This is a genomic window from Arenibacter lacus (assembly GCF_008711145.1).
Taxonomy (GTDB): domain Bacteria; phylum Bacteroidota; class Bacteroidia; order Flavobacteriales; family Flavobacteriaceae; genus Arenibacter; species Arenibacter amylolyticus.
Map to the genome: position 1 here is coordinate 1 of NZ_VVIN01000125.1, position 2,500 is coordinate 2,500.

The 2,500-nt window shown below is 49.9% G+C and carries 1 tRNA gene and 1 rRNA gene (1 of these 2 cut by a window edge); both read left to right on the plus strand.

What is annotated here, in order from left to right:
- Positions 1-159: 159 nt before the first annotated feature.
- Positions 160-233, plus strand: a tRNA-Ala gene (locus tag F1E73_RS16575).
- A 230-nt stretch (positions 234-463) separates the two neighbouring features.
- Positions 464-2,500: ribosomal RNA gene (locus tag F1E73_RS16580) — 23S ribosomal RNA — on the plus strand (it continues 801 nt past the right edge of the window).

The following is a 2,500-nucleotide window of genomic DNA, read 5'->3' on the forward strand; positions in this document are numbered from 1 at the left end:
GGATGTTTTTAGCGAAGGAGCCAGATGGCGCGTTGGCCTATACAGGTTGGGCGTTCGTCGAAGAGTAACACGTTCATTGATTGAAGTATTGAATTAGGAAATTCTAGAAGTTGGGGAACCTGACAACTGTAAAGTGGCATTTGCCGACTTATAGAAAACGGGGAATTAGCTCAGCTGGCTAGAGCGCCTGCCTTGCACGCAGGAGGTCATCGGTTCGACTCCGATATTCTCCACTATTCTGATTGAGGCTTGGATAGTTGTGTAGGTTTGAAATTCATTTTCAAATTTCCACATTACCACATTTTCAAATTGGAAAAACGTTCATTGACATATTGGGACAGGGTGCGCAGATAAGATTCAGGTCTTTGCGCACACTGAAAAAGAAATACGAGAGAATAAGTAAAGTACAAGTATAATTTTCTGTACCGCTGCCGCGGTACAGGGAGCGCGAACAAAAGGTCTGGCGACAAGCTAGATAAGGGCGTATGGGGAATGCCTAGGCTCTCAGAGGCGATGAAGGACGCGATAAGCTGCGAAAAGCTGCGGGGATCGGCACACACGATTTGATCCGCAGGTATCCGAATGGGGCAACCCGGCATGTTGAAGGCATGTCACCTGGTCGTAAGGCCAGGAGCAAACCCGGTGAACTGAAACATCTAAGTAGCCGGAGGAGGAGAAAACAATAGTGATTCCGTGAGTAGTGGCGAGCGAAAGCGGATTAGTCCAAACCTATGTTGTTTCGGCAATATGGGGGTTGTAGGACCACGATATTCGATGCGCAATGAATCGGAAGCCTTTGGAAAGAGGTACCGTAGAGGGTGATAGTCCCGTACGAGTAAAGAGCGTTATCGATAGTGGTATCCTGAGTAGCGCGGGGCACGTGAAACCCTGTGTGAATCCGGCGGGACCATCCGCCAAGACTAAATACTCCTGAGAGACCGATAGTGAACCAGTACCGTGAGGGAAAGGTGAAAAGAACCCTGAACAAGGGAGTGAAATAGATCCTGAAACCATACGCCTACAAGCGGTCGGAGCCCTTATGGGTGACGGCGTGCCTTTTGCATAATGAGCCTACGAGTTACTTTTACTGGCAAGGTTAAGCACTTCAGGTGCGGATCCGTAGCGAAAGCGAGTCTGAACAGGGCGCCATAGTCAGTAGTAGTAGACGCGAAACCGTGTGATCTACCCATGGGCAGGTTGAAGCAGTGGTAACACACTGTGGAGGACCGAACCCGTTGACGTTGAAAAGTCTTGGGATGACCTGTGGGTAGGGGTGAAAGGCCAATCAAACTCGGAAATAGCTCGTACTCCCCGAAATGCATTTAGGTGCAGCGTATACATAGTTTTATAGAGGTAGAGCTACTGATTGGATGCGGGGGCTTCACCGCCTACCAATTCCTGACAAACTCCGAATGCTATAAAATGTTTGTATGCAGTGAGGGCATGGGTGCTAAGGTCCATGTCCGAGAGGGAAAGAACCCAGATCACCAGCTAAGGTCCCAAAGTATATGCTAAGTTGATAAAACGCGGTGGAACTGCATTGACAGCCAGGATGTTGGCTTGGAAGCAGCCATTCATTTAAAGAGTGCGTAACAGCTCACTGGTCGAGCGGTTCCGCATGGATAATAATCGGGCATAAGCATATCACCGAAGCTGTGACTTCTATTATATAGAGGGGTAGGGGAGCATTCCAGGGGTGTTGAAGGAGTACTGTGAGGTATTCTGGAACGCCTGGAAACGAAAATGTAGGCATAAGTAACGATAATGCGGGCGAGAAACCCGCACGCCGAAAGACCAAGGTTTCCCCAGCTATGCTAATCAGCTGGGGGTCAGTCGGGACCTAACACGAACCCGAAGGGGGTAGTGGATGGACAACAGATTAATATTTCTGTACCTGCTCACATTAAAAGTGACGGGGATGTGGCGTTGGTGCGTACTGACGGAATAGTACGTTGAAGGGAGCGGTGACGCCCCGATAGTACACTGAGGCTTCGGCCAAGGTGATAATCCAGTTTAACATCCTCCGAGAAAACCAAGTGAAGCAGCCCGTACCGCAAACCGACACAGGTGGTTGGGATGAGTATTCTAAGGCGCTCGAGAGATTCATGGCTAAGGAACTAGGCAAAATAGACGCGTAACTTCGGGAGAAGCGTCGCCCCCTGTAATGGGGGGCCGCAGTGAAAGAGTCCAGGCGACTGTTTATCAAAAACACAGAGCTCTGCAAAATCGTGAGATGACGTATAGGGCTTGACACCTGCCCGGTGCTGGAAGGTTAAGAGGAGATGTCATTCCTTCGGGGAGAAGCATTGAATTGAAGCCCCAGTAAACGGCGGCCGTAACTATAACGGTCCTAAGGTAGCGAAATTCCTTGTCGGGTAAGTTCCGACCTGCACGAATGGTGCAACGATCTGGACACTGTCTCGGCCATGAGCTCGGTGAAATTGTAGTATCGGTGAAGATGCCGGTTACCCGCAGTGGGACGAAAAGACCCCGTGCACCT